The following is a 26,052-nucleotide window of genomic DNA, read 5'->3' as shown; positions in this document are numbered from 1 at the left end:
GGGGCCCGATGTAAGCCGCGCCGCGTCAGCCGGCCGCCCGTTCCTCCTCGCGCAGCCACCCGGCCGCCTTCTCCGCGATCATGAGCGTGGGCGAGTTGGTGTTGCCGCTGGTGATGGTGGGCATGGCGCCGGCATCGACCACGCGCAGGCCCGCGATGGTGCCGCCCCGGCCGTCGCGCACGCGCAGGCGCGCGTCGAGCACGGCGCCCGGGTCGCCGTCGGCGCCCATGCGCGTGGTGCCCACGGGGTGGAAGATGGTGGTGGCGATGTCGCCGGCCAGCCGCGCCAGGTCGTCGTCGGATTCGTACTGCGGCCCGGGCTTCCATTCCTCGGGCCGGTAGGGCGCGAGCGCGGGCTGGGCGACGATGCGGCGCGTCACGCGCAGGGAGTCGGCGGCCACCTGCCGGTCCTCGGGGGTGCTCAGGTAGCGCGGCGCGATGGCCGGCGCGTCCTGGAAGCGCGGGCTCCTGATGTGCACCGTGCCCCGGCTCGTGGGGTTGAGGTTGCACACGCTGGCCGTGAAGGCCGGGAAGGCGTGCAGCGGCTCGCCGAAGGCGTCGAGCGAGAGCGGCTGCACGTGGTATTCGAGGTTGGGGTGGGGCTGGGCGGGGCTGCTGCGCGTGAAGGCGCCGAGCTGCGAAGGCGCCATGCTCATCGGCCCGCTGCGCTTGAGCGCGTATTCGAGCCCGATGCGCGCCTTGCCCCAGAAGCTGCCGGCCAGGGTGTTGAGCGTGGGCACGCCGTTCACCTTGAACACGGCGCGGATCTGCAGGTGGTCCTGCAGGTTGGCGCCCACGCCGGGCAGGTCGTGCGCCACCGGGATGCCGTGCGCCTGCAGCAGCGCGCCGGGGCCGATGCCCGAGAGCTGCAGCAGCTGCGGCGAGTTGACCGCCCCCGCGCTCAGCACGACGGCGTGCGCGGCGCGGGCCGTGACCATTTCCTGCCCGTTCCAGACCTCCACGCCGGTGCAGCGGCTGCTGCCGTCCGGCAAGGTCTCCAGCACGAGGCGGCTGGCCTGCGCGCCGGTCCACATCTCGAAGTTGGGGCGGCCATAGCAGGTGGGGCGCAGGAAGGCCTTGGCGGTGTTCCAGCGCCAGCCGCCCTTCTGGTTGACCTCGAAGTAGCCCACGCCCTCGTTGTCGCCGCCGTTGAAGTCGTCGGTGGCGGGGATGCCCGCCTGCTGCGCGGCCTGCGCGAAGGCGTCGAGCACGTCCCAGCGCAGGCGCTGGCGCTCCACGCGCCATTCGCCGCCGCCGCCCGTGGTCTTGCTGCCGTGCAGGCGCTTGAAGGCGTCGCTGGCCGTGTCCGGGCGGTCCAGGCGCCAGTGGTCCTCGTGGCGGCGGAAGGCATCGAGCACGCTGTCCCAGCGCCAGGTGTCGTCGCCGGTGGCCGCGGCCCACTGGTCGTAGTCGCGCGCCTGGCCGCGCATGTAGATCATGCCGTTGATGCTGCTGCAGCCGCCCAGCGTCTTGCCGCGCGGGTAGCGCAGGCTGCGGCCGTTCAGGCCCGCGTCGGGCTCGGTCTGGTAGAGCCAGTCGGTGCGCGGGTTGCCGATGCAGTAGAGGTAGCCCACGGGGATGTGGATCCAGTGGTAGTCGTCCTTGCGGCCGGCCTCCACCAGCAGCACGCGGTGGCGCGGGTCGGCGCTCAGGCGGTTGCACAGCAGGGCGCCGGCCGTGCCGCCGCCGATGACGATGGTGTCGAAAGTGGTGTCGCTCATGGAAAGGTGGGGCAAGGCATCGCGCGCGCCGCGCCGGGGGCCGGGGGACCGGGATGGGCCCGGCCATTGTGCGCGGCGGCGGGGGGCTGTCGATAGGGAAACACCTGCTGCTCCTGCTTTGATAGCTATTCATGCAGGCGATACGCCGACGTGCCCCGGTTTTGACGAAATTTCAACCGGATGAATGCCGCCACCGGGACGGGCCCTGCGCTGACGCGGCCGCCCCGGCGCGCTCCGCTACCATCGGCTTCCCGCGCACACCCCGCAACCCTCCGCTCCCCGACCTTCCCCTCCCGAATCCATGAGCGACAGCCCGCCCCGCATCACCCGCACCGACACGCCCGAGGGGCCGACCGCCGTGCTGCGCGGCCGCTGGGGCGCGGCGGACCTGGGCACGCGGGCCGCGTGGCGCGCGCTCTCGGCGCAGCTCGCCCAGGCGCCGCCCGGGGCCGGCCTGGGCTGGGACCTGCGCGAGGTGGACTGGCTCGACCACGTGGGCGCGCAACTGCTCTGGAACCACTGGGGCCGCGCCTGGCCCGGGCGGCTGGCGCTGGACGATGCCCAGCGCGACATGCTCGAGCGCGTGGCCGGGCTCAGCACCACCCGCCCGCCCGAGCCGCCCTGGCGGCTGTCCGAGGAGGTGGACCGCTTCGGCGTGCAGGTGCTGCACGCGCTGGGGCACGGCAAGCACCTGCTGGAGCTGGTGGGCCAGCTCGTCATCGACCTGGGCCGGGTGCTGCGCGCGCCGCGCCGCGCACCCTGGCGCGACATCTCGGGCCACCTCTACCGCATGGGTGCCACGGCCCTGCCCATCACGGCCATCGTGGGCTTCCTGATCGGCGTGGTGCTGGCCTACCTCATGAGCCTGCAGCTGCGCCAGTTCGGCGCCGAGTCGTTCATCGTCAATATCCTGGGCATCTCATTGATCCGCGAGCTGGGCCCGATGCTCGCGGCCATCCTCGTGGCGGGGCGCTCAGGGTCGGCCATCACCGCGCAGATCGGCGTGATGCGCGTCACCGAGGAGCTGGACGCGATGCGCGTCATGGGCATCCCGCACGGCTTCCGGCTGGTGATGCCGCGCGCCGTGGCGCTGGCCATCGCCATGCCGCTCATCGCCGTGTGGACCACGCTGTGCGCACTCGCGGGCGGCATGCTCGCGGCCGACATCGCCATGGATGTCTCGCCCGCCTATTTCGTGCAGGCGCTGCCCAACGCGGTGAGCTTCTCCAACCTTGCGCTGGCGGTGGTCAAGTCGGTGGTGTTCGGCGTGGGCATCGCGCTCATCGGCTGCCACTGGGGCCTGCGCGTGAAGCCCAACACCCAGAGCCTGGGCGAGGGCACCACGGCCTCGGTGGTGAACGCCATCACCATGGTCATCATCGTGGACGCGCTCTTCGCGATCGCGTTCAAGAACCTCGGGATCTGACGCCATGGCCGAGCCGGCAACCGACGCTCCTCCCTCCACGCCGCTCTGCGCCGATGCCCCGCCCGTGGTCGAGATCCGGGGCCTCTCGACCGTGTTCGGCAAGGGCACCGAGGCCTTCGCGGTGCACGAGAACCTCGACCTCGCCGTGGGCCGCGGCGAGGTGCTCACCCTGGTGGGCGGCTCGGGCACGGGCAAGACCGTGCTGCTGCGGCAGATGCTGGGCCTCGCGCGGCCGGCCCGCGGCAGCGTCACCGTGCTGGGCCGCCCCGCCGCCGAGATGGGCCGCGCGGGCGCCGCGAGCCGCGTGGGCATGCTGTTCCAGCACGGCGCGCTGTTCTCGGCCTTCAGCGTGCTCGACAACGTGGCCTTCGCGCTGCGCGAGCAGGGCACGCTGCCGCCGGACCTGATCTGCGACGCCGCCATGGTCAAGCTGCGCATGGTGGGCCTGAAGCCCGAGCACGCCACGCGCATGCCCTCGGACCTCTCGGGCGGAATGATCAAGCGCGTGGCGCTGGCGCGCGCCCTCGTCATGGACCCGCCGCTGCTGCTGCTCGACGAGCCCACGGCGGGCCTGGACCCGAACAGCTCCGACGAATTCTGCGACCTGCTGCGCGAGCTGCACGCCGCGCTCGGCCTCACGGTGGTGATGGTCACGCACGATCTCGACACCCTCTTCGCGCTCAGCACGCGCGTGGCCGTGCTGGCCGACAAGCGCGTCATCACGAGCGGCCCGCCGCGCGAGGTGGTGCGGGTCGAGCACCCGTTCATTCAACACTTTTTCCTCGGGGAGCGCGGACTGCGCGCGATGGCTCCGGCGCCCGCGCCCGCCGCCCCGGGACAGGAGGCCTGATGGAAAACAAATCCCATGCCCTGGCCGCGGGCATCTTCGTGGTGGTGGTGACGGCCCTGCTCGCGGGCCTGGGCCTGTGGCTCACGCGCGACCGGGCGAGCTACCAGCTCTACGAACTCTCCACGCGCGAGAGCGTGGGCGGCCTGCAGCCCCAGGCCGCCGTGCGCTACAAGGGCGTGGCCGTGGGCAAGGTCACGCGCATCGGCTTCGACCCCGACGTGGCCGGCAACGTGCTCATCCGCATCGCCGTGAACGAGCAGGCCCCCGTCACCCCCGCCACCTTCGCCGTGCTGGGCTACCAGGGCATCACCGGCCTCGCGCACGTGCTGCTGGACGATGCCGCCGCGCCCCAGCCCGCGCTGCCGCCCGGCGCGAGCGGCCTGCCGCGCCTGCCGCTCAAGAGCTCGCCCTTCAGCCAGCTTGCCGAGCAGGGGCCGGCCATCATCGCGCAGGTGCAGGAGGCCACCGACCGCATCAACGACCTGCTGGGCGACGACAACCAGAAGCGCATCGCCACGGCCCTGGACAACCTCGGCCAGGCCGCCGGCAGCGCCAATGCCCTCATGAAGCGGCTCGACGCCACGGTGACCACGCGGCTCGACCCGGCCCTGGCGGCCGTGCCCGCCGTGGCCGGCGATGCGCGCGAGACGCTGCAGGCGCTGCGCCAGGCCGGCGCCAGCACCAGCGCCGCCGCCAACGAGGTCAGCACCGCCGTGCGCAAGCTCAGCGCCGAGGGCGGCCCGCTGGACCAGATCGCCGAGGGCTCGCAATCGCTCTCCAACGCCGCCGACCGCTTCGGCCGCGTGACGTTGCCGCGCCTGAACCACGCGGCCGACGAGACCTCGCGCGCCGTGCGCCGACTGGGCCGCGCGGCCAGCAACCTCAGCGACAACCCGCAGTCGCTCATCTACGGCCCGGGCCGCTCCGCCGGCGGCCCCGGCGAGCCCGGCTTCGAGGCGCCGGCCCCCGTGGCGCCCGCCGCGCCCTGATGCACCCCGACGCACCGCCCCGTTCCCGCGAGAGGAGAGATGCCACCATGCTCACTATCGAAAAAATAGCAAACAACGTAGCAAATACGGCGACATGGGGCCTCCGGGGTGCCCTGGCGGCCGTGGCGGCCGCGCTGGCGCTCGCGGGGTGCTCGGCGTTGCCCGCGCCGCCGGCGCGCGCCGACGTGTACGACTTCGGGCCCGGCGCCCTGGCCGCCGAGCCCGCCGACCGCCGCGCGCCCCTGCCGCCCATCGCGCTGCCCGAGGTGGCCGTGGCCGGCCCCGTGGAGGGCAGCACCGCCGTGCTCTACCGCCTGGCCTACGACGACCCGCGCCGCCTGCGCCCCTACGGCCAGGCACGCTGGAGCCAGCCGCCCGCGCAGCTCGTGCAGCAGGCCCTGCGCGACGAACTGGGCCAGCGCCGCGCCGTGCTCATGGGCGACGAGGGCGTGTCGCAACTGGTGGGCAGCGGCCAGCCCCCGGCGGTGCTGCGCGCGGAGATCGAGGAGTTCAGCCAGGTCTTCCAGTCCACCCGGGAGAGCGCGGGCCTGCTGCGCCTGCGCGCCTCGCTGTCCGAACCGACCGCCGCCGGCGAAAAGCTCCTGACCCAGCGCGTGTTCGTGGTGCAGCGCCCCGCGCCCACCCCCGACGCCCGCGGCGGCACCCGCGCCCTGGCCGAGGCCGCCGCGCAGGCCGCGCGGGAGGTGGGGGAGTGGGTGGAGCAGGTGGGGCGGTAAGGGGGAGGGGCCCCGGCGCGGTGGGCCGGCCTGTTTCGCCGTTTCGCCGTGGCGGCTCAGGGTTCCAGCGCGGCGAGGCGGTGCGACAGGGCTTGCAGATGGTCTTTTCGGACCGGAATGACTTCCTGTACCGTCGTGTCCGGGGGGCGCTGCCCTGCCAGTTCCTTTTCACACAAGGCCATGTTGGCGAGGATGGCCTTCCGCGTGTCGGGGGATACGCGGTGAGGTGCACTTCCGGCGCTTTCAAGGTAGTCGGCCAGCGTGAGGGGGGCGCACTGCGTCAGCAGGGGTATCTGCGCACTGGCCTTGTCGAGATCGAAGGCGCCGCAGCGAGGGTAGATGTAGAGCTGAAGCAGGCGCAGGTGCGCATCGGGGCTGTTCGGCACCACGCGCAGCATGATGGCCTCTACGGTGCGCGCCTCGAAGCCTGGGATGCGATCGCAGTAGGCGAGCATCTCGCCCCGCAGGGCCAGCCCTGCCCGGGCTCCATGCATGGCCCGAAGTTGCCACTCGCGCGCTTCTGTCTCCCGGCGTTCCGTTTCGAGGTAGCTGCCGTAGGCCCACTGGGCGGCGTTGTCGCCCTGCTCGGCGCGCTCCTGTATCCGCATGAGGCAGATGCCGCGAAGGTTGTAATCGTCCTGCGTCTCGCAGGTGCGAGCGCTGTCGATCCACCACCATGCGGTGTAGGTGCCGATCAGGAGCGAGAAGATCAAAAGCAGTTGAAAGCCGCAGCCGATGCGTTTCCACCATGCCCGGGGTGGGAGGGTTTTCGGCATGGGTGTCTCATGGCTTCAGCGTGGCGAGGTTGCGCGACAGTTCGTCCAGATCCTTCTGCCAAACCGGCATGAACTCGCGGACCGTGGTGCCCGGAGGAGTCGGGTTGGCAAGCTCCTGCTCGCAACGCCGCATGTTGGAGCGGATGGCCGCACGTGCGGCAGATGAGACGCGGTAATTCGCGCTTTTGACACGTTCGAAGTAGTCGGCAAGCGTGAAGTGCGCGCACTGGGTTAACAGGGGAATCTGCGCACTGGCCTTGTCGAGGTCGAAGGCGCCGCAGCGGGGATAAACATAGAGTTGCAGCAGCCGTAGGTGCGCATCAGGGCTTTTCGCAGCCACGCGCAACATGATTGCCTCGACGTTGTGCGCCTCGAAGCCTGGAAAACGGTCGCAGAAGATTTTCATCTCATTGCGCAGAGCCAGACCTGTCTGGGCGCCGTGCATGGCCCGCAGGTGCCAGACGCGCGCTTCCGTCTCCCGGCGTTCCGTTTCGAGGTAGCTGCCATACGCCCACTGTGCGGCGTTGTCGCCCTGCTCGGCACGCTCCTGGATTCGCATGAGGCAGATGCCGCGAAGGTTGTATTCGTCCTGCGTCTCGCAGGTGAGAGCGCTGTCGATCCACCACCATGCGGTGTAGGCGCCTAGCAGGAGCGAGAAGATCAAAAGCAGTTGAAAGCCGCAGCCGATACGTTTCCACCATCGCAGCATCATCGTTTCCTCAGTAGTTCATGGGCCAGCGGGCCCTTGACGAGTTCACCGCCATCGCGCGGCGAGGTGCGTGTGGTGGCGATAGGCTGGCCGTCTGGTCCCCAGGTGCGCCATTGGCCCGGGCGCAGGAAGTTTGGGATAGCCAGTCGCTCTAGAGCTCCAGGCAGCTTTTCGAACGCGCCTTGGCCGATGGCGGAGCCCCCCAGAGGATGGTTCCAGGTAAGCGTAGTGGGTGCGGTGACGTGAGTGCGTAGTGCCCCGGCCAGGGCGCTGGCTACACCGTCGGGCGAAGCCCCGGAGTTACAGGCATCGATCAGGATCGGTTGTCTGTGCCAGATGCCGCTGCGATGGATGACGCGGGTGATTTCTCCTATATCTATCGCTCCTTGGAGTCGTTGTGCGTTTGCATGGGCGAACAGATACAGATACCCATGAACCCCCCGTTCCCGCAAACCCGATACATACAGGGCCTTCTCTCCAGGCTGGATCAGGATGATCTTCTTGCGCACCGGATCGACGGTGGCGATCTTCTGGACAAGCTTCTGGGAATTGTTCAACCCCTCGAACACCAGCTTGGGCAACCCCTTCCCCGGCCCATATTGAATCCGCCCATCCTCAATGGGCTCCGCAGGTCCCTCCCGGAACCAGTACGCAAGCGACATTTGTTTTCTCTTCCTGTGTGATGTGTGCGGGCACCGTGCTATGGCGCGTGCGGCACTGTGCCCGGGAACCCGGCTGTGTTCCACTCGCTGGGCCGGATTTTTCCACAGGAAGGAATGTTATCCCGCGCTGTCTTGACGGTTCTGGCGATGCCTGCGTAGAGATCCGATTTCCCTTTCCGCAGGCTGCCCGCCTCAGAAGCTGTGCCGCAGCGTCAGCGTCGCATTGCGCGGCGCGCCCGGCAGGTTCAGGTTCGCGTTCGAGCCGTGGGCCGAGATGATGTAGTTGCGGTCGAACAGGTTGCGCAGGTTGAGCTGCAGCGTCGTCGCGCGGCCGATGCGGTATTGCGCCATGGCGTCCACCACCACGTAGGACGGCAGGGTGACGGTGTTGCCGGGGTTGGCGAAGCGGTCGCCCACGTAGTTCAGGCCGCCGCCCACGCTCCAGGCCTCGCCGAGCTGCTGCGTGATCCAGGCCGAGAACGCGTTGCGCGGGGTGAGCGTGGCGCGCTTGCCCTCCACGGGCTGGCCCGCGTCGGTGGCGGTGGAGCGGGTGACGCGCGTGTCCAGGTAGGCATAGCTGAAGGTGGCCTGGGTGCCGGGGCGCAGCTCGCCCGAGAGCGACAGCTCCAGCCCGCGCGTGCGCTGCGTGCCGATGGGGATCAGTACCGTGGGGCGCGCCGGGTCGGCGGTCTTGATGTCGGTGCGCTCCAGCTGGAAGAGCGAGGCCGTGGCCGTGGCGCGGCCGCCCAGCAGCTCCCACTTGGTGCCCACCTCGTAGTTGGTGGTGCGCTCGGGCTTGACGGCGGCGTTCGATGCCGAGAGCGCGAACATCTCGGCCGAGGGCTGGTAGGAGCGGCTCACCGAGGCGTAATACGACTGCACCGCATCGGGCTGCCACACCAGGCCCAGGCGCGGGCTCCAGGTGGTGTCGGTGCGGTCGAAGTCGGCCTGCCCCGCGAGGCGGTTGTCGGTCTCCTGGCCGAAGCGGTCGTAGCGCAGGCCGGCCAGCAGCTTCCACTCGGGCGTGAAGGTGATCTGGTCCTGCACGTAGAGCGCGCGCGTCAGGTAGCGGTTGAGCGTGCTGCCGGTGAGGGCGCCGCCGCCGTTGAGCGGCGCCACGGGCAGCACGGGGTTCCACAGGTTCACGCTGCCCAGGGTGCCGCCCGAGTAGGTGAGCGCGTCCTTGTTCTGCTGGCCCAGCTCCAGGCCGTAGAGCACCTCGTGCGCCACGTTGCCGGTGCGCAGGTTCTGGATCAGCTCGGTCTGGTTGAACACGCCGTGCTCGCTGCGGTCGATGCCCGAGCGCGTGAGGGCCACGGTGCCGGCGGCCTCGTTCACGCCGCCCGAGGGCAGGGTGTTCTGGCGGTCCAGCTCGTAGTGGTAGTAGCGCAGCGCGTTGCGCACGCGCAGGGTGTCCGAGAAGCGGTGGTTGAAGGTGGCGGTGAACGAGCTGACGGTGGATTCGGAGGTGTCCGCGTCGCGCGCGTTGGCCGAGCCGTAGTAGGTGGAGGGGTCCACGGCCACGGGGCGGCCCCGGTAGGCGGGGATGCCGAAGTCGGTCACGCGCTTGTCGTGCAGGTAGTCGGCCTGCAGCATCAGCGAGGTGGCGCCGTCGGGCTTCCAGAGCACCGAGGGCGCGATGGCCTGGCGCTCCAGGAACTGCTGGCTGCGGTAGCTGTTGGCGTCCTCGGCCGCGCCGGTCACGCGCCACGACCAGTCGCTGCCCGCGGGCGCGCGGCCCACGTCGAACTCGGCGCGCTTGTCGGCCCAACTGCCCACGCTGAGCGCCACGTCGGAGACGTCGGCGCCCGGCTTCTTGGTGACGCGGCTCACGAGGCCGCCCGAGGAGCCGCGCCCGTAAAGCACGGCGGCCGGGCCCTTCACCACCTCCACGCGCTCGATGTTGGAGAGATCGCGGAAGTAGAGCGCGTCGTCGCGGAAGCCATCGACGAACTGGTCGCCGATGCTGGTGAAGCCGCGGATGCTCACCTGGTCGCGCTGGCCGTCGCCGGTGGACAGGCCCACGCCGGCCACGTTGCGCAGCGTGTCCTGGATCGAGGTCGCGCCCTGGTCGCGGATCACCTGCTGGGGCACCACGTCGATGGTCTGGGGCACGTCGCGCAGCGCGGCCTCGGTCTTGGTGCCGCTGGCGGACGAGGGGGCGTAGTAGGCCGTATCCTCGCCGCGCGCGGCCTGCACGCGCACCTCGCCCAGGGCCGGGGAGCCGCCGGCGGCCGCGCCCGGCGCGGGGGCGGCGCGCTCGATGGTGAAGGTGCGCCCGTCCTGCGCGCGCACCACCAGGCCCGTGCCGGCCACCAGGCGCTCCAGCGCCTCGCGCACCTCCAGCGAGCCGCGCAGCGCGGGCGCGCGCAGGCCCTGGGCCGCATCGGTGGCGAACACGATCTGCGCGCCGCTCTGCCGCGCGAGCGCCGTGAGGGACTGCGCCAGCGGCTGCGCGGGCAGGTCGAGGGCCACGGGCTGCGCCTGGGCGGTGGCGGCGAGGCACAGCGCCGCGGCCAGCGCGGCCCAGCGGGCGGCGAAGGGCGGGCGGGCCGCGCCGGCGTGGCGGGGCGTGGACGTGCGGCGGGACGGGGTCGGCATGGGGACGGGGCTCCTGGGCAAGAGGGGGAAGGACGTGCGAGAGAAAAAGGCAGGGCCCTCCGCAAAGAAGGAAGAGGGCGGCCACGGCGGGCCGGGGCCCGGCACGCCTGCATGCCGAACGGGGGCGCGGGTTTGTACACCTGGGGCCGGAAAATTTTTCGGACCCGATGGCGCTATATTTTTGATAGCTACTCGTGCAGCCCATTCAGCGACATGGAGCTTCCAGGGCCTGAAATCCCCCCTGGGGGCACGCGGGGTGCCCTCAGGGCGCGCCGTGGGCCGCCCCGGCGCGCGAGGCGATCACCACGCGGCCGTCCTCCTGCCGGTGCACGGCCACGGGCGCGAGGCGGGGCAGCAGGTCGATGAGCTGGTCGATGCGGTCGAGGTCGAAGGCCCCGGAGATGCGCAGGTGCGCGGCGTGTTCGTCCGCGAGCAGGATGGGCGCCGCGCGGTGGCGCTGCATCTCGGCCACGGCCTCGGCGAGCGGCGTGCCCTCCAGCAGCAGCCGGCCCTCGCGCCAACTGGTGGCCGCCGCCAGCGCGGCCGCGTCCAGGCCCAGCGGCTCCGGCAGGTCGGTGCCCGGGGGCACGGCATCGGGCACATGCAGCGTCTCGCCCGCGGCCAGTTCCACGGCGGGCGCGCCGCCGCGCAGCGGCCGCACGCTCACGCGGCCCTGCAGCACGGTCACGTCGGTGCGCCCGGGCGCGGCGGAGGGCGCCTCCGCTTGGCGGCGCACCTGGAACACGGTGCCGATGTCGCGCACCTGCACCGCGCCGGCCTGCACGGTGAAGGGCCGCTGCAGCCATGGCAGCCAGCGGTGCCACGCCGCATGGGCCACCTCGAACGAGGCCTCGCCCTCGGGCAGCGCCAGCCGGCGCGAGCGCACGTGCAGGGCCACCTCCAGGCGCGAGCGGCTGTGCAGCCGCACCTCGCTGCCGTCGGGCAGGCGCGCCGTGCGGCGCTCGCCCACGGCGGTGGCCAGCGTGTCGCGGTGCCAGGCCGGGTCGGCCCACCACAGGCCCGCCGCCAGCAGCGCGGCCAGCGCCGTGCCCGTGCCGGCGGCCTTCGCCGCGCGCTGGCGCAGCCCCTGGCGCCGCGCCGCGGCGGCGCGCTCGATCTCGTCGGGCGTGGGCAGGTGCCGGCGCAGCGCATCGGCGAACGGCGCGAGCGCGTCGTCGATGGGCAGGTGCGGGCTGCGCCCCGGGCGCTCCGGCCGCGCATGCGCGCCGCGCGGCGGCTCGGCGCTCATGGCGCACCGGGGCCGGTGGCGGCGTCGGGAGCCGCGCCGGGCCGGTCCTGCAGCACCGGCTGCACGCCGCGCAGCGCGCGCGCCAGGTGCCGCGCCACCATCCCGCGCGAGATGCCCAGGCGCCGCGCGGCCTCGTCCTGCGGCATGCCGTAGAGCTTGGTCAGGATGAACACCTCGCGGCAGGCCTCGGGCAGCCCGCCGATGGCGGCCAGCAGCGCGCGCTGGCGCTGCCCCGCGGCCAGGGCCAGCTCGGGCGGGGACAGGCGCGCGGCGGCGCGGGGCGCGTGGCCTTCCAGCGCCTCGGGCTCCAGCGCCGTCTCGGGGCGGCGCGCCCGCGCGCGGTGGCGGTCGATGGCCAGGTCGCGCGCCACGGTGCGCAGGAAGGCCAGCGGGTTCGCCACCTCCTGCGGCACGGGCCGCTCCAGCAGGCGCACGCAGACCTCGTTGACGATCTCGCGCGGAAAGCATTCCTCGCCGAAGCGGTGCCGCAGCGAGCCCACCAGCTCGTCGTAGTGCTGCACCAGCGCCGCCAGCAGGGGCTCGGGGCGGGAGGTGGCGGGCGGATCGGCGGCGAGCGTCATGGCGTCCGGGATTATAGAAAAAGTAATAGGAATGATTCCTATTGTTTATTTTGAGGGGGCCGCGGCAGCGTCCCTGCGCCCGGCGGGGGCGTGCGGCGGCCGTCCTGTGGCCGTGCGCCGCGCGCGGCACAATCCCCGCCTTGCCGCCGGATGCCTCCGGCGCGTCACCGGAGCCACGCATTCCCATGAGCAGCATCGACCTCGCCCAGATCAACGCCGACCTCGGTCGCAACGCGCAGGGCCTCGTGGACTGGGCCATCGGCCTGGGCCAGCCCGCCATCGTCACCACCAACTTCCGCCCCTTCGAGGCCGTGATCCTGCACCTGTGCACGCGCGCGCGGCCGGACATCCCGGTGGTGTGGATGGACAACGGCTACAACACCGAGGCCACCTACCGCTTCGCCGACGAGGTGGCCCGCCTCCTGAAGCTCGACCTGCGCATCTACCTGCCCCTGCGCTCGCGCGCGCACCGCGAGGCCGTCCAGGGCCCCACGCCTGCGCTGGACGACCCGCGCCACGCCGCCTTCACCGAGGAGGTCAAGCTCGAACCCTTCGCGCGCGCGCTGCGCGAGACCGCGCCCCGGGTCTGGTTCACCGCGCTGCGCGCCACCGACACCGCCGTGCGCGCGCAGATGGACCCGGTGAGCATCAACCCCGACGGGATCATCAAGGTTGCGCCGCTGCTGCACTGGACCTCCAAGGAGCTGTACGAGTACTGCCAGGCCCACGGCCTGCCCAACAACTTCGACTACGTGGACCCCACCAAGGGCGAGGACAACCGCGAGTGCGGTCTGCACCTCTCGCATTGACGGGCCGGGTCCTTCACCGGCTGAAGAGGGCGTGCGTGGCACGCCCTTTTTTTTGCCTCCGCCGCCCGCCGGGAACGGTGCGCCCAGGGTGTCCGCATGGCCCACGCGGGCAGTAGTCCTGGGCTGACGCGGGCCCACCCCGCATGCCTACGCCGCCGGGCAGGGGGCGCTCCTATAGTGGATTCCATCGCGGCACGCAAGGTTTCCACTTCGCTTCGGAGCGGATGGCTGGCGCGAAGCACCAGAGAGAGGTTCCGTCATGAACGAAGACACCATCAAGGGCAACTGGAAGCAATTCACCGGCAAGATCAAGGAGCAGTGGGGCAAGCTGACCGACGACGACCTCGACGTCGTGGCCGGCAAGCGCGACCAGTTCCTCGGCAAGCTGCAGGAGCGCCAGGGGCTGGCCCGCGAGGCCGCCGAGAAGGAACTCAAGGCCTGGCAGGACCGCCATCCCGATTTCCGCTTCGACCGCTGATCCTTCCGATTCGCCTTCCGGCGCTCCCTCATACACATAACACCCCGGCGGCCCTCGTGGCGTCCACCAGCGCCCGCCCGCCCACAACCCCCTACCGATCCGAGGAGAACCATTCCATGAAGCATGCACGCAACCTGCTCGCCCTGGCCGTCGCCGGCCTGCTCGCCACCTCCGGCATGGCCATGACCAAGGAAGAGCACAAGGCCGCGGCCGACCGCATCTCCACCGACTACAAGGCCGCCAAGGCCCAGTGCGATGCCATGAAGGGCAACGCCAAGGACATCTGCCAGAAGGAAGCCAAGGGCAACGAGAAGATCGCCAAGGCCGATCTGGAAGCCCAGTACAAGCCCGGCGACAAGAACACCTACAAGGCGGCCGAGGCCCGCGCCGATGCCGCCTACGACGTCGCCAAGGAAAAGTGCGACGACCTGCAGGGCAATGCCAAGAGCGTCTGCGTGAAGGATGCCAAGGCCGCCCACGTGAAGGCCAAGGAAGACGCCAAGGTGGCCCGCGCCCAGGCCAAGCCCACCGACGACCCGGCCAAGAAGAGCGCGAAGGTGGCCGAGGCCAAGCAGGATGCCGCCCACGAGAAGCTCGCCGCCGACTACAAGGCCGCCAAGGAGCGCTGCGACGCCATGGCGGGCGATGCCAAGGACAAGTGCGTGGCCGACGCCAAGCGCATGTACAACCAATAATGGCTGGTGGGAGCCATGGCACGCCACGCCATGGCCCTCTGCGGGCCGAAGTTCCCCTCGTGGGGGCTTCGGCCTCTTTTTTTGCCTGCACGCCAACCGGGGAGCCCGAGGGCGCCCTGCAGGCCGGAGGCTGACCTGCATCAAACCCATCCGGAGGGGCCGGGCCTAAGCTGCACCGCTCACCCGACGCCCAAGGATTGGAGAGACGCATGGCCGCATTGCAATGGTCCCAGGGGTTGGCCCTGGACCTGCCCCTCATGGATGAAACGCACGAGGAATTCGTCGCCCTGCTCGCTGCCGTCGAGCAGGCGGGCGACGACGCGCTGCTGCCCGCGTGGCGTGCCCTGGCGGAGCACACCGCCGAGCACTTCGCGCGAGAGGATGCCTGGATGGCCGCCACCCGCTTCGCCTCGGGCAACTGCCACAGCCTGCAGCACAAGGTGGTCCTGCAGGTGATGGGCGAGGGCACGGCCCGCGCCGAGGCGGGCGACCTGGCCGTGCTGCGCCACATGGCCGGCGAGCTGGCCGCGTGGTTCCCCCAGCACACGCAGACCATGGACGCCGCGCTGGCCCTGCACCTGCGCCGCGTGGGCTTCGACCCGGCGAGCGGCACCGTGCACGCGCCCGACGCGCTGCCGCCGGAACTCATCCACGGCTGCGGCGGAGCGTGCTCCGGCGACATGGCCGGGGAGCGCGCGGCGCGCCATGCCGCGCCCGCCGTGGCCTGACGGATCGAGGACCGAGGGCGCCCCGCGCCCGCCGGCCGCTTCGCGCGCCGCGGCGCGGTTTCGCCTGCCCTGCGGCGGTGGCATGTCCCGTGCGGCAGCATCCGTAGCGGAGCGCCGCTCCGCCATGCCATCGAGGACGCACATGCCTGACAGGTTGTCCGGAACGTCACCACGCGCGCTGCCACCCGCGGCAGCCATGGCATCCGCCGCCGTCGCTCTTCGCTTTCATCCCCACTCCACCGGCGCGCGCTGTGGCCGCAGGGCCGCCATGCGCCATGCCAGCAAGCGCAGCGCACCCCGCAGGGGCGGGGCCGCCTCGGGCCCGGAACGCGCGGCGGCGGCCTCCAGCACGGCCTGCTTCGCGGCCCGCAGGGCGGCCCGGTCCCTCGACTCCCACGCCTGCAGCAGACGGTCGCGGTACCGGGCCAGCCGTTCGGCTTCGGCGGCGGAGAGCGCGGGCGCCGGTGCAGAAGGCGCATCCGCGCCGGCCGTGGACGACAGGTAGCTCGCCCATGCCGGCGCCAGGCCGGCGGCCCCGCCGGGCGTGACGGCGCCGGTCATGCGCCGGCCCCCGCCTGCGCCGCCGCGGCAGCGCTTGTGCCCCGGGGGGACAGCGCATACCAGTCGAGCCTGCGCGTGGCCACCATCACGCCCGCCAGCACCGCGAAGAGCGCGACCGCGCCGACCACCAGTGCGGTCTGCTCCAGTTGCAGCAGCAGGTAGAGCAGGGCATACAGCAGCGCGATGCCCGCGCCGAAAGGCAGGCCGCGCCGCGCGCTGCGCAGCATGTGGCTGGCGTAGTAGCCCAGCAGCAGCACGCAGGCGCCGGCCGCCACGGCATAGGCGGTGGCGAAGGGCAGGTGCTCCGACAGGCTCACCAGCAGCAGGAAGAAGCTGCACAGCGCGCTGCCCACCAGCAGGTACTGCACCGGGTGCACGCGCAGCCGCAGCATCAGCTCGAACATACCCACCGCCACGAAGGTGAGCGCGATGAACAGCACGCCGTATTTCGCCGCGCGGTCGGAGAGCGAATACGGGTTGACCGGGTCCACGAAGGCCACGCTGAAGGTGTCGGTGCAACTGCGCGCCGAGGCGTCGCCGGCGTCGTAGAGGGGCGCCTCTGCCGTGCCGTCGCAGAGCTTGAGACCGCCGGCCACGTCCTGCGGGGCGGTGGTGGCGAGCGAGGAGAGGTTCCAGCGCGCGGTGAATCCGTCATCGCTGCGCTCGCGCTCGGAGGGGAGGAACCGTCCCGCGAACGACGGATGGGGCCAGCTGCTTTGCAACTGCACGTCGGTCGTGCCGCCCAGGGGCACGATGGCGAGCCGCTCGGTGCCCACCAGTTCCAGGTCCATGGAGGCGCTCAGGCCGCCTTCGCCCGCGCGCAGCGCCTCGGGCAGCGGCGTGTGCAGGCCGCGCGTATAGGTCGGGTGGAAGGTGCCGGGCTTGAGCGCCAGCGCCTGCCCGTCCACCTCCACGCTGGCCGCGCGGATGCCGCGCGCATCGCCCACGGCCAGCATCAGGATCGGCGCGCCGCACTGCATGCGCGAGCCCTTCACCGTGGACTGGGGCTGCAGGCTTGCGAGCGTAGCCCACCGCGCCGTCACGTGGGCCTTGAGCGTGTAGGCATTGACCTTGTGCAGGCCGCGCGAGCGCTCCTGCATCGCCGCGCCCGAGCGCACCTGCAGTTGCTCCGGCATGGCCGTGAGCATGAACTCGCGCCGCTGCTCGCTCGTGCGGCGCTCGGCGCCGTTGCCGGTCACGACCTCCCAGCTCTCCACGCAGGCGCTGTGCAGCATCGGGCCCAGCAGCGTCTGCGGCCCGGCCAGGCTCTGCGCCACGCTGCGCGCGGCCTCCGCGCGGTAGTACTGCCGGTCGCGCACCACGTCCTCGATCTGGCCGAGGCCGAACAGCAGCAACAGGGTGACCGCGATGAGCGCGGCGGTTTTGGTGAGAACGGGGTGTTTCAAGGGACTGCTCCTCCGGCATGTGGTGATGGAGGCGCAGTGTTCGCGCGGCGGGTGAGCGCGGTGAGAAGTTTGTGAGGCTCAGGTGAAGTTCATCGGCTCTGGCCGCACAGGGGCAGGAACTGCAGTCTTTTGCCCCATTGGGTGCTGGCGGGGTCGTCCGACTCGGCGGAAACGAAGGCCACCCGGCAGCCATCCGGCGAGATCTGCATGGCGTGGATCTGGCATCGCCGAGACGGATCGCTCGTGCGGTTCGTGCACCACATCCTCGTCAGAGAGCTGCCGGCATGAAGGTAGATGCCGCCGCCTTCCTTTTGGTTACTTGCCACATAGACCAGGTTGCCCTGGGCGGAGGGATGGACGAAGGCCTGGGAGAATTTCAGGTGGCCCAGGGCCGCTTGGGTGAACGTCTTTTCCAGCGCCCCATCGCGCTTCAGCAGGATGAGCGGGTATTCGGTGTGGCGGTCCGTTCCATTGGAAAAGAAGGTGCCATCCCCGGCGATCTTGCCCACGGACAGAAGGTGCGCATCCCGGTACGGAAGGTACTGCGGCGTGGGGGCGACCCGGTCGATGGAGACATCGACCGGCTTCGGCTTCTGGTGCGCGTGGAACCAGGTGCTGGGGTGCTTGCCGAAATCGGAACGCCCGGCGCTTTTCAGGAAGCCGTCGCCGTTTTCCAGGTAACGGATATCGGCCCCCAGGAACCCCGCCATGGGCCTTTGGGCGTCCTCGGCTTGGGTGGCCCTGCATATGAAGAGGTTCCAGGCGCTGCTCCCGGGAACTGCGGCCAGCGGCTTCTGCTGCGCGGCGTCCCATCGGTAGGACTTTAAGCTGTCGCGCGGATCGGCGACAGGCCCGGAGCCCGTGAACATCCTCTCCATGCTCCCCTCGTGCAGCGTCGCGATGCGTTGGGCCGGGTCGGTGCAGATGAGGTGCGCGTTCTGCAGGAACACCGAACCCTCTCCTGTGCGTGCATCGACGATCAACGTCTTGCGGAACCAGTGCTGGTTGGGGTTGCCGGTCGGTACGGTCAGCAACACATGCCTGTCGTCGATCCAGTCCATGGAATACATGTCCGGATTGACGGGCTCGAACCGGGTCTCCATGGCCAGGGGCACCGAGGGTCCCGCCGCAGCGACGGTGGTGGAGGCCAGCAGGGCGGCGGCCGTGGCCGTGGCGATATTCGTCTTCAAGAAAACTCCCTCGATGCGATGCGGTCTGTCGGGTGCATTCTCGCGGGCTTCAAGGGGAGGGAAGGCTGAGCCGGACATGGAAGCCCCGGGGGCTGGCCACCGTGCTGAACCGCCCCCCATGCAGCGCCATCACCCGCTTCACGATCGCCAGCCCAAGTCCCGATCCGCTGCGCGAGCCGTCCGGCCGCGCGGTGGTGAAGAAGCGCTCGCCCAGCCTCGGCAGCGCGTAGTCCGGCACGCCAGGGCCTTCGTCGCGCACCGAGACGCTCGCGCCGTCGAGCGCGACGTGGACGGTGCCACCGCCGGGCGAGAAGTCGATGGCGTTGTCGATCAGGTTCCCGAGGGCCAGCGTGACGAGTTCGGCCTCCCACGGGCCGCTGGCGCCCTCGCCGGCCAGCTCCAGCCGCACGCCGCGCTGGCGCGCGCGGGCCTCGCACTGGCGCAGGGCGGCTTCGGCGCAGGCGCGCAGGGCCACGGGCGCGGCGCCGGCCTCGGCGTGCTGGCGCTGCTCCAGCTTGCTCAGCTCCAGCAGCCGGTCGATGAGGCGCTGCAGGCGCTCGCTCTGCTCCACCACCTGGGTGGCGAACTGGCGGCGGTCGCCGGCGGGCAGGTCGTCCTGCAGGAGCTCGCCCGCGCCGCGGAGGGCGGCCACGGGGCTCTTGAGTTCGTGGGTGAGGGCGCGCACGTAGCCCTCGATGTAGTCGCGGCCTTCGAGGCGCTCGCGCATGCGGTCCATGGCGCGGGCAAGGTCGCCCAGCTCGCCGGGCACGCGCGGCACGGCCGGCGGCGGGCCGGCGCCGTCGCCGGGGGCCTGCACGCTGAGGGCGTAGTCGCGCAGGCGGCGCACGTGCCACACGGTCCAGACGGTGACGCCCACGCCCACGCAGGCCGAGAGGGCGAGCAGCAGCAGGCCGCCCTTGAGCACCTTGTGCTCGGCGCGGTCGATGAAGCGCTGCACGGTGCGCGTGGGCTTGGCCACGGTGAGCACGCCGCCGATGCGCCGCCCGCCGCCGCCGTCATCGATCCAGATGGGCGCGGCCACGTACATCACGCCGCTGGTGTCGTCGGCCTGCACGTCGCGCGTGGCGCGGGCGCCGTATTCGCCGCGCAGGGTGCGGGCCACGTCGCGCCACTGCGAGTAGTCCTCGCCCACGGCGCGGCGCTCGGTGTCGAAAAGCACGCGGCCGCGCTCGTCGGTCACGTAGATGCGGAAATCCAGCGTCTGCTTGGACAGGCCCCAGATGGTGGCGTCGATGGGCCGGCCCGCGTAGCGGCGCACGTGCCGGGCGAAGTCGCTCTCCGGCGCGCCGGGCGCGGCCTGCGCGCCGGCGGCCAGGCGCCCGCTCGCGAGGTCGTCGCTCGCCAGCTCGGCGAGCAGGTTGGCGGTGTCCACCATCATGTCCTCCATCACCTCGCGCACGCTGGGCTTGATCTCGGCGGTGAACACGCGCAGCACGAAGAAGGCCGCGATGCCGTTGATAAGGAAGAACGCGAAGAGCAGCCGCAGCCCGAGGCGCATGGTTCAACCCCCCCGGGGTGCCCGCAGCGGGCCGATGCCCGGAGCCATTTCCCGCGGATCGGCACCCGCTGGCAGCCGGGCCTCTCCCCTCAGAAGGCCGCGGAGCAGGCCACGCCAGCGGACGCCGTGGAACCGGCTTCGCCGGGCCACCGGCGTCGTCCCACCGCGGGGGGATGGCGCGAAGCGCCTCAGGAGGGGCTTCATGGCTCCAGCGAGTAACCCATGCCCCGGTGCGTATGGATGTACTCGCGCGCCGGGTCGGCCTCGCGCAGTTTGGCGCGCAGGGTCTTGATGTGGGTGTCCACGGTGCGGTCGGTGCTCTCGCTGTCGTCGCCCCAGGCGGCGGCGAGCAGGGCCTCGCGCGCGTGGATGCGGCCCGCGCCCGCGAGCAGGGCGGACAGCAGCCGGTACTCCCGCCGCGTGAGGGCGAGCGGGCGGCCGTGCAGGTGCACGCGCTGGCCGGCGGCGTCGTCGTGGAAGGGGCCGCCCGGGGGCGGCGCGGGCGCCGCGCCGGACACGGCCGCGCGCCGCAGCAGGGCCTTGGCGCGCGCGGCCAGCTCGCGCGGGCTGAAGGGCTTGGGCAGGTAGTCGTCGGCGCCCAGCTCCAGGCCCAGCACGCGGTCGATCTCTTCGCCGTGGGCGCTGAGCACGAGCACCGGCACGGCCTGCCGCTGCTGGCGCAGCTCGCGCAGCAGGTCCAGGCCGTTGCCGTCGGGCAGGCCCACGTCCAGCACCAGCAGGTCGAAGCGGTGGGCGCGCAGCAGGCCGCGCGCGTCGCCCAGCAGCAGGCTGTGGCTCACCGCGAGGCCCTCGCGCTCCAGCGCGTAGGCCACGGTGCGCGCGATGGCGGGGTCGTCCTCGACGAGCAGCAGCCGCGCGGCCATGTCAGCGCGCCACCAGCACGGGAAAGAGCTTGCCCAGCCCGTCGGCCATCACCTCCACGGCGAGCGCGGCGAGGATCAGGCCCATGAGCCGCGTCATCACGTTGATGCCGGTCTTGCCCAGCACGCGCGCGATCGGGTCGGCCAGCGAGAAGCACAGCGCCGTGGCGGCGGCGATCACCACGCCGTAGCCCACCAGCGCCAGGTGCTGCCAGAAGGTCTGCGCGCGGTCGGCGTAGATCACCACGGTGGACATGCTGGCCGGCCCGGTGAGCAGCGGGATGGTGAGCGGCACCACGGCGATGCTGTCGCCCTGCGCGGCCTTCTCGGCGCCTTCCTCCAGCTCGTGGGTGTGGGGCTTGGCCTCGGCGGGCTGGGCGTTCAGCATGTTCATCGCGCTGATGAGCAGCAGCATGCCGCCGCCCACCTGGAAGCTCTGCAGCGAGATGTTGAAGAACTCCAGGATCTGCAGGCCCAGCAGCGCGCAGGCCGCGATCACGCAGAACGCGCTGAACGCGGCCACCTGGATGGTGCGGCGGCGCTGGCGGGGCGAGAAGCCGTCGGTGTAGTGGATGAAAAACGGGACGATGGCCAGCGGGTTCACGATGGCCAGCAGGGTGATGAGGGGCTTGAGGTCCATGGTGTTCTCGTGTCCGTTTGCGTGGTTCCGGGCATGTCCGGGTCAGCGGCCGCCGGAGACTTCCAGCAGGCTCATGGTGGTGTAGCTGGCGGCGTCCGACATCAGCCAGACGATGGATTCGGCCACCTCGTCCGCGGTGCCGCCGCGCCCCATGGGCACCTGGTGGGCAAGGTCGCGCACGCGGTCTGGCAGGCCGCCGCTGGCGTGGATGTCGGTGTCGATGAGGCCCGGGCGCACCGCGTTCACGCGGATGCCCTCGGCGGCCACCTCGCGCGCCAGGCCCACGGTGAGCACGTCGATGGCGCCCTTGGCGGCGGCGTAGTCTACGTACTGGTGGGCGGCGCCCAGGCGCGCGGCGGCGCTGGAGACGTTGACGATGCTGCCGCCCGGGCCGCCGCGCTGCGTGCTCATGCGCCGCACCGCCTCGCGCGCGCAGTAGAAGCTGCCCAGCACGTTGATGTCGAACATGCGCCGCAACCGCCGGCCGCTCATCTCCGACACGCGGGCCGGCACGTCCACCACGCCGGCATTGTTGACCAGGGCCGACAGCCGGCCCAGGCGTGCATCCACGGCTCCGAACATCGCGACCACCTGCGCTTCGTCGGCCACGTCGGCCTGCACCGCGAAGGCTTCGCCCCCGGCCGCCCGGATGCCGTCCGCCACGCCTTCGGCGGCCGCCGCGTCCTGCGCGTAGTTCACGGCCACCGCCCAGCCGCGCTGCGCCGCGAGCCGGGCCGTCGCCGCGCCGATGCCCCGGCTGCCTCCCGTCACCAAAACCACTTTTTTGTCCATGGCTGCGTCTCCTGCAAGAATGCCGTGGCGCGATTACAGCACCGCGGCGGCCGGTCCGCCGCTCCCCGGTGCGGGGCGCAATTCTCACAGGCAACAACGAAGGAGTGACAGCATGGGCAGTTTCGTGGATCTGGCCTCGGCCGACGGTTTCAAGGTGCCGGCCTGGGTGGCGCGGCCCGAAGGCGCGCCGCGCGGTGCCGTGGTGGTGCTGCAGGAGATCTTCGGCGTCAATTCGCACATCCGCTCCGTGGCCGACCGCTACGCGGCCGCGGGCTACCTGGCCGTGGCGCCCGCCACGTTCGCGCGCGTGCGGCCCGGCGTGGAGCTGGGCTACACCGAGGTCGACATGAAGGAGGGCTTCGGGCTCAAGCTGCAGGTGGACGCCCTGCCCGGCGCGGGCGTGCTGCCCGACATCCAGGCCGCCATCGACCATGCGGCGCGCGAGGGCGGCGGCAAGGTCGGCATCGTGGGCTACTGCTGGGGCGGCCTGCTGAGCTGGCGCTCGGCCTGCGCGCTGCACGGCCTCGCGGCCGCGGCGGTCTATTACGGCGGCGGCATCACGGCGCCCGAGGAGGCCGCCCGCACGCCGCGCAGCCCGGTGATCGCCCACTTCGGCACGCGCGACCACTACATCCCGCTCGACGGCGTGGAGGCCTTCCGCAAGGCCCACCCCGGGGTCGAGGCCCACATCTACGAAGCCGACCACGGCTTCAACTGCGAGCAGCGCGGCTCCTACGACGAAGCCGCCGCGAACACGGCGCGCGAGCGCACGCTGGCGTTCTTCGCGAAGCACATCGGCTGACACGGCGTGAACGCCGGGCCCGTGCTCCGGGCCCGGCGCGGTGTTCCAGGGCTTCGCGGGAGCCTCTGGCGCATGGTTTGGGGTCGAAATGGCTCCATGTCGCCGTAAATCATCAATAGTTTGCTATTGAAGTAGTAGCAAATGTGCCGCCACCCTCCGGGGGCGGCGGCACCCCCCGCGGGGTCAGTGCGCGCCAGCCGCCGCGTCGGCGCTGCCCGCGCTCGCGCGCACCGGGTGGGCCAGCCACACCAGCGGGATCAACAGCAGGAACAGCACGGCCGAGGCCAGGAAGATGTCGTTGGCGGCCATCATGAAGGCCTGCTGGTTCACCAGCCGCTCCACCTGCGCCAGCGCCTGCTCGGGCGTGAGGCCCGCGCCCTGCAGCCCCTGCAGAACCTGCGCCGGCACCTGCGCGCCCTGCTGCAGCCCCTCGGTGAGCTGCGCGTGGTGCAGCGTGGCGCGGCGCTCCCAGAGCGTGGTCGAGACCGAGGTGCCGATGGCGCCCGCCGTGATGCGCATGAAGTTCGATAGCCCCGAGGCCGACGGGATGCGCGCCGGCGCGATCTCCGAGAGCGTGAGGGTCACCAGCGGGATGAAGAAGAACGCCATGGCGATGCCCTGGATGAGGGTGGGCACCATGATGGTCATCAGGTCCGCCTGGGTGTTGAAGCGCGAGCGCATCCACAGCACCAGCGCGAACACGAGGAAGGCGAAGGTCGCGAAGCGGCGCGGGTCCACCTTGGCGATGTTCTTGCCCACCACGGGCGAGAGCACCAGCGCGAGCAGCCCCACGGGCGCCATCACCATGCCGGCCTGCGTGGCGGTGTAGCCCATGTACTGCTGCAGCCACAGCGGCAGCAGCACCACGTTGCCGAAGAAGAGCCCGTAGCCCACCGAGGTGGCGAGCGCGCCGGCCCAGAAGTTGCGGATGCGAAAGAGCGAGAGGTCCACCACGGGGTGCTCCTCGCCGCGCTCCCAGACCAGGAAGACCACGAAGCCCGCGGCCGCCACGAGGGCGCAGGCCACCACCCAGGGCGACTCGAACCAGTCGTGCTCCTTGCCGATGTCCAGCATCACCTGCATGGCCGCCACCCAGACGACCAGTAGCGCGAGGCCGATGGAGTCGATGGGCAGCACCCGCCGCTCGGTCTCGCGGCGGCGGAAGATGCCCCAGGTGACCACCACGGCCGCGATGCCCACGGGCACGTTGATGTAGAAGATCCACGGCCAGGTCATGTTGTCGGTGATCCAGCCGCCCAGCAGCGGCCCCATCACGGGCGCGATGAGCGTGGTCATCGACCACATCGCCATGGCCAGCCCCGCGAGCGCGCGCGGGTAGCTGGAGAGCAGCAGCGACTGCGACAGCGGGATCATCGGCCCTGCCACGAAGCCCTGCAGCGCACGGAAGGCGATCAGCAGCGTCATGTTGGGCGCGATGCCGCACAGCAGCGAGGCGATCACGAACAGCGTCACGCTCGCCACGAACAGGCGCACCTGCCCGAAGCGCTGCGACAGCCAGCCCGTGAGCGGCACGGCGATGGCGTTGGCCACCGCGAAGCTGGTGATGACCCAGGTGCCCTGCGTGGGGCTCACGCCCAGGTCGCCCGCGATGGCCGGCAGGGACACGTTGGCGATCGAGGTGTCCAGCACGTTCATGAACGTGGCCGCGGAGAGGGCCAGCGTGCCCCACAGGCGCGCGTTGCCGTCGAGCGGCGGCGGCGCCAGGGGCGGGGTGTGGGTGGGAGAGGACATGGGCGCTTCGGGTGTTGGAGTGTTTTTTCAAAGGCCGGGCGCGCCGCCCGGAGGGTCAGTGCACCGCGCCGCCGGCGGGGTTGGCGGCGTGCGCGGCTTCGGCCGTCTGCACGGCCCGGGAGGGCTGCGCGTGCCGTGCGTGCGCCTCGCCGCCGCGCGCCAGGGCTGGCCGGGCGCTGGCGAGGGCGTTCGCGCCGCCTGCCTGCGGGCCGGCGTTGGCCGCGATGATGCGGGCCACGTCCTCGTCGGCGCCCTTGTCCAGGTCGGCATAGACGGCGGTCTGCGCCACCGCCTGCCCGCGTGGCGCGCCGGCCAGCAGCGCGCCGCCGCGGTCCTGCGTGTTCACCGTCACGTCCATCGACAGGCCCACGCGCAGCGGGTTGGCCTTGAGCTGCTCGCCGTCGAGGGCGATGCGCACGGGCACGCGCTGCACCACCTTGATCCAGTTGCCGGTGGCGTTCTGCGCGGGCAGCAGCGCGAAGGCCGCGCCCGTGCCCACGCCCATGCCCACCACCTTGCCGGTGTATTCCACCTTCTTGCCGTAGAGGTCGGCCGTCAGCGTGGCGGGCTGGCCCAGGCGCAGGTTGCGCAACTGGTTCTCCTTGAAGTTGGCGTCCACCCAGACCTGGTTCAGCGGCACCATGGTCATGAGCGGCGTGCCGGCGGCCACGCGCTGGCCCAATTGCACGCTGCGCCGGGCCACGTAGCCGTCCACGGGCGCGGGCAGGGCGGTGCGGCGGTCGGCCAGGAAGGCCTCGCGCACCTTGGCGGCGGCGGCGAGCACGTTGGGGTGCTCTTCCACCGGCACGCCCTGGGTGAGCGACTGGTTGCTGGTGAGCTGCTCGCGCGCGGCGGCCACGCCGGCCTCGGCGGCCGCCAGCGCGGCGCGCGCGGCGTCGAGCTGGTTCTGCGCGTGGTGCAGCTCCTCGCGCGAGACGGCGCCGTTGCCCGTGAGCGACTGGCGGCGCTGCAGGTCGTCCTGCGCGCGCGCCACGTCGGTGCGCGCGCGGGTGACGTCGGCCTGGCGCAGCGTCACCTGCGCGGCCAGCGAGCCGTTGTTCACGTAGAGCGTGCGGGCCTGCCGCACCGCCTGCGCGAGCCCGGCCTCGGCCTGCGCGAGCGCCACGCGCGCATCGGCCGGATCGAGCTTGACCAGCGGCGCGCCGGCCGTCACGAAGTCGGTGTCGTCGGCCATGATGGACATCACCGTGCCGCCGGTCTGCGGCGTGATCTGGATGACGTTGCCCTGCACGTAGGCGTTGTCGGTGTTCTCGTAGTGGCTGGCGACGAGCCATTCGTAGGCGCCCCAGGCGGCGCCGGCCACGACGGCGACGGCGGCCAGCGAGATGAGGGTCTTGCGGCGGCGGGCCTTGGCGTCCTGCGGCGGGAGGGCGGTGGCGGTGGCGGAGGGGGCTTGCGGTGCGTTCATGGCGGTCTTTCCTGCGCGGCGAGGGCGTCGGAGGGGGAAAAGGGAGGCGAAAGGGCGGGCCGGCGGCGGG

At 71.7% G+C, this 26,052-nt stretch carries 25 protein-coding genes; 9 read left to right on the top strand and 16 right to left on the bottom strand.

Annotated elements, in window-relative coordinates; translation table 11 throughout:
* Nucleotides 1-25 precede the first annotated feature (25 nt).
* Entirely contained in the window at nt 26-1,720 is a 1,695-nt protein-coding gene (locus AX018_RS00190; protein WP_111875243.1) for a GMC family oxidoreductase, read from the bottom strand.
* A gap of 301 nt (nt 1,721-2,021) precedes the next feature.
* Here AX018_RS00190 and AX018_RS00185 point away from each other — a divergent pair, with 301 nt between their 5' ends.
* The 4 genes from AX018_RS00185 to AX018_RS00170 are packed head-to-tail and all read left to right on the top strand — an operon-like array spanning nt 2,022 to nt 5,722.
* On the top strand, nt 2,022-3,146 hold the full coding sequence (locus tag AX018_RS00185; protein WP_111875242.1) for an MlaE family ABC transporter permease: 1,125 nt from the start codon (nt 2,022-2,024) through the stop codon (nt 3,144-3,146).
* A gap of 4 nt (nt 3,147-3,150) precedes the next feature.
* Entirely contained in the window at nt 3,151-3,996 is an 846-nt protein-coding gene (locus tag AX018_RS00180) for an ABC transporter ATP-binding protein (protein ID WP_111875241.1), read from the top strand.
* Complete coding sequence (locus AX018_RS00175) at nt 3,996-4,985, top strand: MlaD family protein (RefSeq protein ID WP_111875240.1); 990 nt, start codon at nt 3,996-3,998, stop codon at nt 4,983-4,985. Before AX018_RS00180 ends, AX018_RS00175 begins: the two co-directional genes overlap by 1 nt.
* A 47-nt stretch (nt 4,986-5,032) precedes the next feature.
* Nucleotides 5,033-5,722: an ABC-type transport auxiliary lipoprotein family protein gene (locus AX018_RS00170; protein WP_111875239.1), complete on the top strand. Its 690-nt coding sequence runs from the start codon at nt 5,033-5,035 to the stop codon at nt 5,720-5,722.
* Between the two features lie 56 nt (nt 5,723-5,778).
* Here AX018_RS00170 and AX018_RS00165 read toward each other — a convergent pair whose 3' ends face one another.
* The 6 genes from AX018_RS00165 to AX018_RS00140 form a co-directional block, all read right to left on the bottom strand.
* Nucleotides 5,779-6,498 carry a hypothetical protein gene (locus AX018_RS00165; RefSeq protein WP_170146147.1) on the bottom strand — a complete coding sequence of 240 codons (720 nt, stop codon included), beginning with the start codon at nt 6,496-6,498 and terminating at the stop codon, nt 5,779-5,781.
* A 7-nt stretch (nt 6,499-6,505) separates the two neighbouring features.
* Nucleotides 6,506-7,210, bottom strand: coding sequence for a hypothetical protein (locus AX018_RS00160; protein WP_111875238.1), 705 nt, complete (start codon nt 7,208-7,210; stop codon nt 6,506-6,508).
* A complete protein-coding gene (locus tag AX018_RS00155) occupies nt 7,207-7,869 on the bottom strand; it encodes a DUF8616 domain-containing protein (protein ID WP_111875237.1) in 663 nt (220 codons plus the stop codon). The genes AX018_RS00160 and AX018_RS00155 overlap by 4 nt, the downstream gene beginning before the upstream one ends.
* A 192-nt stretch (nt 7,870-8,061) precedes the next feature.
* Nucleotides 8,062-10,470 (bottom strand): TonB-dependent siderophore receptor, encoded by a 2,409-nt coding sequence (locus AX018_RS00150; RefSeq protein WP_111875236.1) that lies wholly within the window; start codon nt 10,468-10,470, stop codon nt 8,062-8,064.
* Between the two features lie 262 nt (nt 10,471-10,732).
* On the bottom strand, nt 10,733-11,719 hold the full coding sequence (locus AX018_RS00145; protein ID WP_111875235.1) for a FecR family protein: 987 nt from the start codon (nt 11,717-11,719) through the stop codon (nt 10,733-10,735).
* On the bottom strand, nt 11,716-12,300 hold the full coding sequence (locus AX018_RS00140; RefSeq protein ID WP_111875234.1) for an RNA polymerase sigma factor: 585 nt from the start codon (nt 12,298-12,300) through the stop codon (nt 11,716-11,718). Before AX018_RS00140 ends, AX018_RS00145 begins: the two co-directional genes overlap by 4 nt.
* A gap of 185 nt (nt 12,301-12,485) precedes the next feature.
* On the opposite strand from AX018_RS00140, the gene AX018_RS00135 reads away from it, so the two are divergent.
* The 4 genes from AX018_RS00135 to AX018_RS00120 all read left to right on the top strand — a co-directional run bounded on the left by AX018_RS00135 (nt 12,486) and on the right by AX018_RS00120 (nt 15,010).
* Entirely contained in the window at nt 12,486-13,109 is a 624-nt protein-coding gene (locus tag AX018_RS00135) for a phosphoadenosine phosphosulfate reductase domain-containing protein (protein WP_111875233.1), read from the top strand.
* Between the two features lie 259 nt (nt 13,110-13,368).
* The gene (locus tag AX018_RS00130; protein ID WP_111875232.1) at nt 13,369-13,587 is read left to right on the top strand and encodes a CsbD family protein; all 219 of its coding nucleotides are present in this window, start codon (nt 13,369-13,371) and stop codon (nt 13,585-13,587) included.
* Between the two features lie 116 nt (nt 13,588-13,703).
* Complete coding sequence (locus AX018_RS00125; RefSeq protein WP_111875231.1) at nt 13,704-14,282, top strand: hypothetical protein; 579 nt, start codon at nt 13,704-13,706, stop codon at nt 14,280-14,282.
* A 209-nt stretch (nt 14,283-14,491) separates the two neighbouring features.
* A complete protein-coding gene (locus AX018_RS00120) occupies nt 14,492-15,010 on the top strand; it encodes a hemerythrin domain-containing protein (protein WP_111875230.1) in 519 nt (172 codons plus the stop codon).
* Between the two features lie 225 nt (nt 15,011-15,235).
* On the opposite strand, the gene AX018_RS00115 is transcribed toward AX018_RS00120, so the two are convergent.
* From AX018_RS00115 to AX018_RS00085, 7 genes are all read right to left on the bottom strand, one after another.
* Nucleotides 15,236-15,571: a hypothetical protein gene (locus AX018_RS00115; protein ID WP_111875229.1), complete on the bottom strand. Its 336-nt coding sequence runs from the start codon at nt 15,569-15,571 to the stop codon at nt 15,236-15,238.
* Nucleotides 15,568-16,977: a cell envelope integrity protein CreD gene (creD, locus tag AX018_RS00110; RefSeq protein ID WP_111875228.1), complete on the bottom strand. Its 1,410-nt coding sequence runs from the start codon at nt 16,975-16,977 to the stop codon at nt 15,568-15,570. The genes AX018_RS00115 and creD overlap by 4 nt, the downstream gene beginning before the upstream one ends.
* A gap of 89 nt (nt 16,978-17,066) precedes the next feature.
* Nucleotides 17,067-18,245 (bottom strand): hypothetical protein, encoded by a 1,179-nt coding sequence (locus AX018_RS00105; protein ID WP_146749174.1) that lies wholly within the window; start codon nt 18,243-18,245, stop codon nt 17,067-17,069.
* Nucleotides 18,217-19,686, bottom strand: coding sequence for a two-component system sensor histidine kinase CreC (gene creC, locus AX018_RS00100; RefSeq protein WP_111875226.1), 1,470 nt, complete (start codon nt 19,684-19,686; stop codon nt 18,217-18,219). The genes AX018_RS00105 and creC overlap by 29 nt, the downstream gene beginning before the upstream one ends.
* 200 nt (nt 19,687-19,886) lie before the next feature.
* Entirely contained in the window at nt 19,887-20,570 is a 684-nt protein-coding gene (locus AX018_RS00095; protein ID WP_111875225.1) for a response regulator, read from the bottom strand.
* Nucleotide 20,571: 1 nt separating this feature from the next.
* Nucleotides 20,572-21,207, bottom strand: a complete 636-nt coding sequence (locus tag AX018_RS00090) for a MarC family protein (protein WP_111875224.1) — start codon at nt 21,205-21,207, stop codon at nt 20,572-20,574.
* A 42-nt stretch (nt 21,208-21,249) separates the two neighbouring features.
* A complete protein-coding gene (locus AX018_RS00085; protein ID WP_111875223.1) occupies nt 21,250-21,999 on the bottom strand; it encodes an SDR family oxidoreductase in 750 nt (249 codons plus the stop codon).
* Nucleotides 22,000-22,111: 112 nt separating this feature from the next.
* Between AX018_RS00085 and AX018_RS00080 the strand changes: the two genes are divergently transcribed.
* Nucleotides 22,112-22,801: a dienelactone hydrolase family protein gene (locus AX018_RS00080; RefSeq protein ID WP_111875222.1), complete on the top strand. Its 690-nt coding sequence runs from the start codon at nt 22,112-22,114 to the stop codon at nt 22,799-22,801.
* A 183-nt stretch (nt 22,802-22,984) separates the two neighbouring features.
* Here AX018_RS00080 and AX018_RS00075 read toward each other — a convergent pair whose 3' ends face one another.
* Nucleotides 22,985-24,553, bottom strand: coding sequence for a DHA2 family efflux MFS transporter permease subunit (locus AX018_RS00075; protein ID WP_111875221.1), 1,569 nt, complete (start codon nt 24,551-24,553; stop codon nt 22,985-22,987).
* Between the two features lie 55 nt (nt 24,554-24,608).
* On the bottom strand, nt 24,609-25,982 hold the full coding sequence (locus tag AX018_RS00070) for an HlyD family secretion protein (protein ID WP_111875220.1): 1,374 nt from the start codon (nt 25,980-25,982) through the stop codon (nt 24,609-24,611).
* Nucleotides 25,983-26,052: the final 70 nt, after the last annotated feature.

This window comes from Paracidovorax anthurii (assembly GCF_003269065.1).
Lineage (GTDB): Bacteria > Pseudomonadota > Gammaproteobacteria > Burkholderiales > Burkholderiaceae_C > Paracidovorax > Paracidovorax anthurii.
This window is presented reverse-complemented; position numbering and strand designations above follow the sequence as displayed.

What these genes read in the sequence shown, in the direction of transcription:
- AX018_RS00190 (WP_111875243.1), bottom strand. Translation starts at nt 1,720, where the DNA reads ATGAGCGACACCACTTTCGACACCATCGTCATCGGCGGCGGCACGGCC.
- AX018_RS00185 (WP_111875242.1), top strand. Translation starts at nt 2,022, where the DNA reads ATGAGCGACAGCCCGCCCCGCATCACCCGCACCGACACGCCCGAGGGG.
- AX018_RS00180 (WP_111875241.1), top strand. Translation starts at nt 3,151, where the DNA reads ATGGCCGAGCCGGCAACCGACGCTCCTCCCTCCACGCCGCTCTGCGCC.
- AX018_RS00175 (WP_111875240.1), top strand. Translation starts at nt 3,996, where the DNA reads ATGGAAAACAAATCCCATGCCCTGGCCGCGGGCATCTTCGTGGTGGTG.
- AX018_RS00170 (WP_111875239.1), top strand. Translation starts at nt 5,033, where the DNA reads ATGCTCACTATCGAAAAAATAGCAAACAACGTAGCAAATACGGCGACA.
- AX018_RS00165 (WP_170146147.1), bottom strand. Translation starts at nt 6,498, where the DNA reads ATGCCGAAAACCCTCCCACCCCGGGCATGGTGGAAACGCATCGGCTGC.
- AX018_RS00160 (WP_111875238.1), bottom strand. Translation starts at nt 7,210, where the DNA reads ATGATGCTGCGATGGTGGAAACGTATCGGCTGCGGCTTTCAACTGCTT.
- AX018_RS00155 (WP_111875237.1), bottom strand. Translation starts at nt 7,869, where the DNA reads ATGTCGCTTGCGTACTGGTTCCGGGAGGGACCTGCGGAGCCCATTGAG.
- AX018_RS00150 (WP_111875236.1), bottom strand. Translation starts at nt 10,470, where the DNA reads ATGCCGACCCCGTCCCGCCGCACGTCCACGCCCCGCCACGCCGGCGCG.
- AX018_RS00145 (WP_111875235.1), bottom strand. Translation starts at nt 11,719, where the DNA reads ATGAGCGCCGAGCCGCCGCGCGGCGCGCATGCGCGGCCGGAGCGCCCG.
- AX018_RS00140 (WP_111875234.1), bottom strand. Translation starts at nt 12,300, where the DNA reads ATGACGCTCGCCGCCGATCCGCCCGCCACCTCCCGCCCCGAGCCCCTG.
- AX018_RS00135 (WP_111875233.1), top strand. Translation starts at nt 12,486, where the DNA reads ATGAGCAGCATCGACCTCGCCCAGATCAACGCCGACCTCGGTCGCAAC.
- AX018_RS00130 (WP_111875232.1), top strand. Translation starts at nt 13,369, where the DNA reads ATGAACGAAGACACCATCAAGGGCAACTGGAAGCAATTCACCGGCAAG.
- AX018_RS00125 (WP_111875231.1), top strand. Translation starts at nt 13,704, where the DNA reads ATGAAGCATGCACGCAACCTGCTCGCCCTGGCCGTCGCCGGCCTGCTC.
- AX018_RS00120 (WP_111875230.1), top strand. Translation starts at nt 14,492, where the DNA reads ATGGCCGCATTGCAATGGTCCCAGGGGTTGGCCCTGGACCTGCCCCTC.
- AX018_RS00115 (WP_111875229.1), bottom strand. Translation starts at nt 15,571, where the DNA reads ATGACCGGCGCCGTCACGCCCGGCGGGGCCGCCGGCCTGGCGCCGGCA.
- AX018_RS00105 (WP_146749174.1), bottom strand. Translation starts at nt 18,245, where the DNA reads ATGTCCGGCTCAGCCTTCCCTCCCCTTGAAGCCCGCGAGAATGCACCC.
- creC (WP_111875226.1), bottom strand. Translation starts at nt 19,686, where the DNA reads ATGCGCCTCGGGCTGCGGCTGCTCTTCGCGTTCTTCCTTATCAACGGC.
- AX018_RS00095 (WP_111875225.1), bottom strand. Translation starts at nt 20,570, where the DNA reads ATGGCCGCGCGGCTGCTGCTCGTCGAGGACGACCCCGCCATCGCGCGC.
- AX018_RS00090 (WP_111875224.1), bottom strand. Translation starts at nt 21,207, where the DNA reads ATGGACCTCAAGCCCCTCATCACCCTGCTGGCCATCGTGAACCCGCTG.
- AX018_RS00085 (WP_111875223.1), bottom strand. Translation starts at nt 21,999, where the DNA reads ATGGACAAAAAAGTGGTTTTGGTGACGGGAGGCAGCCGGGGCATCGGC.
- AX018_RS00080 (WP_111875222.1), top strand. Translation starts at nt 22,112, where the DNA reads ATGGGCAGTTTCGTGGATCTGGCCTCGGCCGACGGTTTCAAGGTGCCG.
- AX018_RS00075 (WP_111875221.1), bottom strand. Translation starts at nt 24,553, where the DNA reads ATGTCCTCTCCCACCCACACCCCGCCCCTGGCGCCGCCGCCGCTCGAC.
- AX018_RS00070 (WP_111875220.1), bottom strand. Translation starts at nt 25,982, where the DNA reads ATGAACGCACCGCAAGCCCCCTCCGCCACCGCCACCGCCCTCCCGCCG.